Here is a 6,167-nt window from a genome sequence, read left to right as displayed (position 1 = left end):
CACAAAGCACTACACCGTGGTGATTAAACCTAAAATGACCACCTAATTACGGGTGGCCGCTGCGCCGCAAGGTGGCCGCTGGTGACCGCACCGGTGGCCGCCGAGCGCCGCAGAATGCACTTTAGCTGATCTTTACCAAACGTCAACTGATTATATTTTAGGACGCACCAATAATCCCGCTCCACCACATGAGTAAATCCCCCAGATTAGCCTAATAGCTTTTCTGGGGGATAGTTATTATTTATATCTCGTAAAACCGTTGTAATTTTTCATGCAGTTCACACGCTGCTTTACTCATAGCGATAGGCTTTTCCATCACAGGCCCAGTGCTCTTACCAAATCGTTTTTCTTTAATATCTGACATAGTGTTAGATGTTGGAAGAAAAACCGTGTCCTGCATGTGCGTATTCATATATCTAAGGAATTCTTTACTTAATGATTCCTTAGCGGCCTCACTATTAAACTCAGGAGAGTTAATGTAATACTCTAATTGATGTGAGTCGCCTACAACCCGGTATTCTACCTCCTTCCACATAACCTTGCACTCAATGAGCCAAGGATACATTTCTTTGACCATTTGCTTGTATATCCTTGCTAGATGGCTATTTTGGAAAAATTCAAATTCATTCGTAATTTCTTTAACAGAAGGAAGACTCTTTAGCTTATAGCACCTCTTATAAGCATATTGACGCATAAACTGCTCCAAATTCGCAATGGCAGCTTCTTGCTTTTTTGTAGCACGAATTAAGAACTCATCTGGTATAGACATATCATTGATATATACTGCTTTTTCTAATATGTCCCTATCAATACAATTGTCCCAACTTTTAGAATAAATATTTAGCTGTTCAAGCGTTTCTGGCCGTAGAACAGAATTTGCATCAGATGAAATTTCTTCTAACAGCTTTTCCCGCCGATTATTGTCCTCTTGAAGTTCCGCACTTGATTTTAAGCGTCTTTCTTTGCGACCAGCTATATCTGTTAGTACATCAGGCTTTAGCTTATGGTAGTATGTCCACTCAACTATTCCATCCTCTTGCAAAGACTTTAAGCTTCTTTCTATCGCTGTACGAATTTGATTCCATAATTTCCGTAAATACTGTTGTTTCCCGGGCATCATATCTTCTTTGATTTCCCACGGATTAAATTCCAATCTATCTTTTTTACTTTTTGAATCCCATACTTCTGTATTATTTAGTTTGTCCAATGTGTATTTTTCAAAAATACCCAAAGAATTAGAAAGCCTACACATCTTCCCCTCAAAAGAAGCGCATCCACAAGAAAGCAACAGCAAGGGCTTTAAATGGTCTGAATACTTACCATGTTTACCCCTATTTTCTTTCAGCTTTAGTGGCGTATTATATATTTCTTTTACAATAATGGCTCTTTTAGATGTAACTTCTGGATTTATCTCAGATGCCTTACAATAGCTAATATGTCTGGATAATTCCCGCTCAATTGCAGCTCGGTTTCTAGCTCCAGTCGGAGGTTTTTCCCCTGTTACTGTCTCAAATAATGCGGTAAAATCTTTAAATAGTTGACCTTGCTTTACATTTAAAAAATTATATTTATATTTGGGCATTTATTCCTTTCCGCGGGATAGGAACTCTTTTATATGATAGTGTTTTCTCCTCTCAAAATTATCATTTTAAGTTACAATAAACAGCAAAACAACATATTATGTCATAAAATAAACGAAATTTGGTACTTTTAAATCATATACAAAATTATAAAGTTTATATATAGGAGGAATAAGTACCAATTTATAGTCGGTTCTGCCTTGGCAAATTATTGGTACTTTTTACTATGTAATATATAAATAGAGTCCCTCTCACCCACTTTATATGTTATTCAGGTCTCTTACCTGTTGTGTGTATTATACCATAAAATTCCAGAAATTACAATTGTGGGTTTTTTAGATTTGCACAAACCCTTATTCTATCGTAGTTTTTTGCCTTCCATTCTTTTCCTTTTCATACGATAATCAATTGCCCCTCGTTTTTGTTTGTGCATATTGCCCAATCCTCTCCCCCTCGAAGCCCTGTTTTCACTCGGCCATCTTATGGGAAATCCTACTTTGTATTCTCTTGGCGCAATAAATCTATATACTTACTCTTACTGCAACAATAAGCCGATTTTAGGCTGCTATTTTAAACATCTTAATTACGCACTCCTTTTGTGTTCCTGCTACACTCAGCCTCTTTTCCCTTTGATCATCCCATATCCATAACCACCCCGGCTATATTGGCCCCTTCGGGGCCTTACCTTGGAGCGGGATATCAAATAAATTGATTATATTTTGGCCCCAGTTTGCCTTTATGCGTAGGGGGATATAAGGATACCCTCTCTCGCATATAGCTGTTTCTAGCTGCATATTTCAATCAAGATAACAGAAATGGGACAAATCTTCATTGCCTTGCCCCATTTCATAATTTCAAAGATTCATAAGCGGACTTGTATTCTGTGCTTGTTTTAGCACCTCTTTGTCTCTTAACCCATTTAGATAGGTTTGAGTAATCGAAATGCTTTCATGCCCCAACAGCCTAGACAAAGAATAGATATCTAAGCCATTTTTAAGCTGATACTGGGCGTATGTATGACGGAAGGTATGAGCGGATACCCTTATGTCCTCTGACACGCCACAGGCCCTTCCAGCCTCCTTTACAATATGATCAATCATCGTACTGGTCAATGGCTTCCCGTTTCTACTAAGGAATATATTATCCGGTATGATATGATAGGCAAAATAGGACTTTCTAACCGCCAAGAATTTAATCAGCCATTTTCCCAACAGCGGCGATTTAGGAACTACCCGTTCTTTTGCTCCCTTGCCCCGGATGATAATATAATCATACTTTAGCTGCTCTTCCGTCAGCCCAATTAACTCACTTAACCGTATTCCTGTATCAATCAGCAAAAGCATAATTACTTTATTGCGGATGTTCAAATAATCATAGCCCTGGTAATAGTTTGACAGCTTCTTTAGTTCTTGTTCCGAAAAGGTACGGATAATTACCTTTGGAGCTTTCACATTCTGAATCTTCTCTGTTAAAAGTGTTTCTGTATATCCTTCATTGTAGGCATAGCGAAAGAACACCTTGTATGCTTTCAGCAGGTCATTGATATAATTCGGCGTGTGCTTTGTTCGTTTCATTTCCAGCAAGAACGATTTAATATCCTTTGGCTCTACATCCTGAACATGCTTAATCCCTTTCTCCTGCAAGAATCGAATCAGATAATCAATCTGCTTTCCATAGTTTTTAATTGTCCTGGGGGACAGGTTACGGCATTGGCAATGAAATGCAAACTCTTCCCGAACATCATTTAACAACATAAAAAACACTCCTTCTCCGGCTAAGTTACCGAAAAAGGAGTGTTTCTTTTGTCTTTTGGGGAATTCAGCTATTGGAACAACGAAACACATCGTTACTCCAATTATTGCGGTTTACCCACAATACTGTAAATCCCGCATCAAGCAAAGTGATTTAAAAAGTTGTTAAAACAGCTTCTTTTAATCAAATTACTTGTGGTCAACAGAGTACATGTGCTTGATCAGCTCCAGAACCTTGTTGGAGTAGCCGATCTCGTTGTCGTACCAGGAAACGACCTTCACGAAGGTGTCGGTCAGAGCGATACCAGCCTTGGCGTCGAAGATGGAGGTGTGGGTGTCGCCCAGGAAGTCGGAGGAAACCACGTCCTCGTCGGTGTAGCCCAGAACGCCCTTCAGCTCGCCCTCGGAGGCCTCCTTCATGGCGGCGCAGATCTCCTCGTACTTGGCGGGCTTCTCCAGGTTGACGGTCAGGTCAACAACGGACACGTCCAGGGTGGGAACACGCATGGACATACCGGTCAGCTTGCCGTTCAGCTCGGGGATAACCTTGCCCACGGCCTTGGCGGCGCCGGTGGAGGAGGGGATGATGTTGCCGCAAGCAGCGCGGCCGCCGCGCCAATCCTTCAGGGAAGGACCGTCAACGGTCTTCTGGGTAGCGGTAACAGAGTGAACGGTGGTCATCAGGCCGTCCTTGATGCCCCACTTGTCGTTCAGAACCTTGGCGATAGGAGCCAGGCAGTTGGTGGTGCAGGAAGCGTTGGACACGAAGTTCATGTCGGTGGTGTACTTGTCCAGGTTGACGCCGGTGACGAACATGGGGGTGTCATCCTTGGAGGGGGCGGACATGACGACCTTCTTGGCGCCAGCGTCCAGGTGGCCCTGAGCCTTCTCCTTGGTCAGGAACAGGCCGGTGGACTCCACAACGTACTCAGCACCCAGCTTGCCCCAGGGCAGATCAGCGGGGTTGCGCTCAGCAGAGACAGGGATCTCCTTGCCGTTCACCACGATGGCGTTCTCGGTGTAGCCGATCTCAGCCTCGCAGCGGCCATGCATGGTATCATACTTCAGCATGTAAGCCAGGTAGTCGGCGGGGCACAGATCGTTGATGCCTACGATCTCGATCTCGGGGTGATTCAGGCTGGCGCGGAACACCATACGGCCGATACGGCCAAAGCCATTGATGCCAACTTTAATGCTCATGTTGAATTTCTCCTTTTCTATCCTAAATTGACCCCCCATGGGGTTATTCCTGTGGTCAGGGTTATTATATCCCGATTTAACCCGTTTTGGTAGTGTCTTTTTTCATATATTTTAGAGAATTTTTCCGGTAAAATTAGCAATAGAGCAGGGATAAGCGCTGGCTTATCCCTTTTTTCTTGGTCTAAGAAGGCTTTAGTCCCGGCCTGTGCTCCTTAAGGCCGCTCCAGAGCTTCATGCCGCCGCCGTTTTGGCCCCCGATTTTTCCATTTTGCGCCAATTTTCCTCTTCTTTCCCTTGTTGTCTCATCCACTTTTTGATATACTGATTTTTACAATCAAGAAGTGGTTGATTTCCGTATATCCTTTAAGAGAGAAAGCCCGGCGCAGCGCCGGTTTCTGTTCTGCCGCAGTTTGATTCTACGGCCAGGAGGTTATTATGTCCCAGTCCAATTCCACTGCCCTGGAGCGGCTGCCTGAGGGAGCTATCCAGCTCTGCCAGGGCCGCATCCATGCGTTTAACCGGGCCGCCGGAGCCCAGTTCCCTGAGCTGGCCTTGGGAGACCAGCCCCCCGCCTTTTTGGCTCCCGCTTTGGGAGACCAGACCGCGGGCGTCTTTCTCCACCAGGGGGTGGAGTATGTCTTCAGCCGCACCCCCCAGGACTGCTGCCAGCTGCTGCTGGTCCACCCCTCCTCCCAGTCCGCCCTGACCGACCGCCAGCTGGACGGCTTTGTGCGCCAGATGCGCACCTTTATGCAGGAGATGCTCCTCCCGGTCCAGCTGCTCTCCGACGATCTCTCCCGGGCAGGAGGCGATCCCTCAGGCCGGGATGCCGCCTTTCAGAAGACCTTCTGCCGGATGCACCGGCTGCTGTCCAACCTGGACTATCTGCGTTCCCTGGGCTCGTCCCAGGCCTTCTTCCAGCCCATCACCATGGACCTGGTGGGGCTGTGCGGCCGTCTCAGCGATGAGGCCGCCTCCCTGCTGGAGGGCGCCGGGGTGACCCTCACCTTCCGCTGCAACAGCAGTTCCCTGCTGATTCCCGGCGACCCGGATCTGCTGTCCAAGCTGATTCTCACCCTGCTGTCCAACGCGGCCAAGGCCGCTCCCCAGGGCTCGGTCTTCCTTACTCTGGCCCAGCGCCGGGACCGGGCCATCCTCTCGGTCACCGACAGCGGCCAGGATTTTGCCCAGGAGGATCTGGACACCCTCTTCCCCTCTCCCCTGCCCGACGACCGCATCCCGGACCCCCAGGAGGGCGCGGGCATGGGGCTGGCTATCGCCCGGCACATCGTGGCCCTTCACAAGGGCACCATGCTGTTGGAGCGCCGGGAGAGCGGCGCGCTGCTGTCGGTGGTCTCTCTGCCCACCGGACCGCTGGACACCCGGCTGCAGGTCCAGTCCCCCCGCATCGAGGACACCGGCGGGCTCTCCCCTGTGTTGGTGGAGCTGTCTGACGTGCTTCCCCAGTCCATGTTCCGCACGGAAGATTACGATTAAAAAACCGCGCCTTTCCCAATTGAACAGGTCCATTAAAAACGGACAATAGACAAAACACCCCCTAATGTAGGAAAATAAAAGTAACTACATTAGGGGGTATTATCATGGGCAAAAGAAGCTATACGCACACACAGATATT

4 protein-coding genes are annotated in these 6,167 nt (G+C 47.0%); 1 reads left to right on the top strand and 3 read right to left on the bottom strand.

The features are described from left to right. Positions 1–241 precede the first annotated feature (241 nt). The 3 genes from ACEVJL_RS16665 to gap all read right to left on the bottom strand — a co-directional run bounded on the left by ACEVJL_RS16665 (position 242) and on the right by gap (position 4,531). A complete protein-coding gene (locus tag ACEVJL_RS16665; protein WP_235398149.1) occupies positions 242–1,582 on the bottom strand; it encodes a hypothetical protein in 1,341 nt (446 codons plus the stop codon). A gap of 852 nt (positions 1,583–2,434) precedes the next feature. Continuing rightward, a complete protein-coding gene (locus ACEVJL_RS16660; RefSeq protein ID WP_235398147.1) occupies positions 2,435–3,334 on the bottom strand; it encodes a tyrosine-type recombinase/integrase in 900 nt (299 codons plus the stop codon). A gap of 186 nt (positions 3,335–3,520) precedes the next feature. Continuing rightward, on the bottom strand, positions 3,521–4,531 hold the full coding sequence (gene gap, locus ACEVJL_RS16655; protein ID WP_110441680.1) for a type I glyceraldehyde-3-phosphate dehydrogenase: 1,011 nt from the start codon (positions 4,529–4,531) through the stop codon (positions 3,521–3,523). A 435-nt stretch (positions 4,532–4,966) separates the two neighbouring features. Between gap and ACEVJL_RS16650 the strand changes: the two genes are divergently transcribed. After that, positions 4,967–6,028: a sensor histidine kinase gene (locus ACEVJL_RS16650; protein WP_374738478.1), complete on the top strand. Its 1,062-nt coding sequence runs from the start codon at positions 4,967–4,969 to the stop codon at positions 6,026–6,028. Positions 6,029–6,167 lie beyond the last annotated feature (139 nt).

This window comes from Flintibacter porci (assembly GCF_041925195.1).
In the GTDB taxonomy this organism is placed as follows: Bacteria; Bacillota; Clostridia; order Oscillospirales; family Oscillospiraceae; genus Lawsonibacter; species Lawsonibacter porci.
This window is presented reverse-complemented; position numbering and strand designations above follow the sequence as displayed.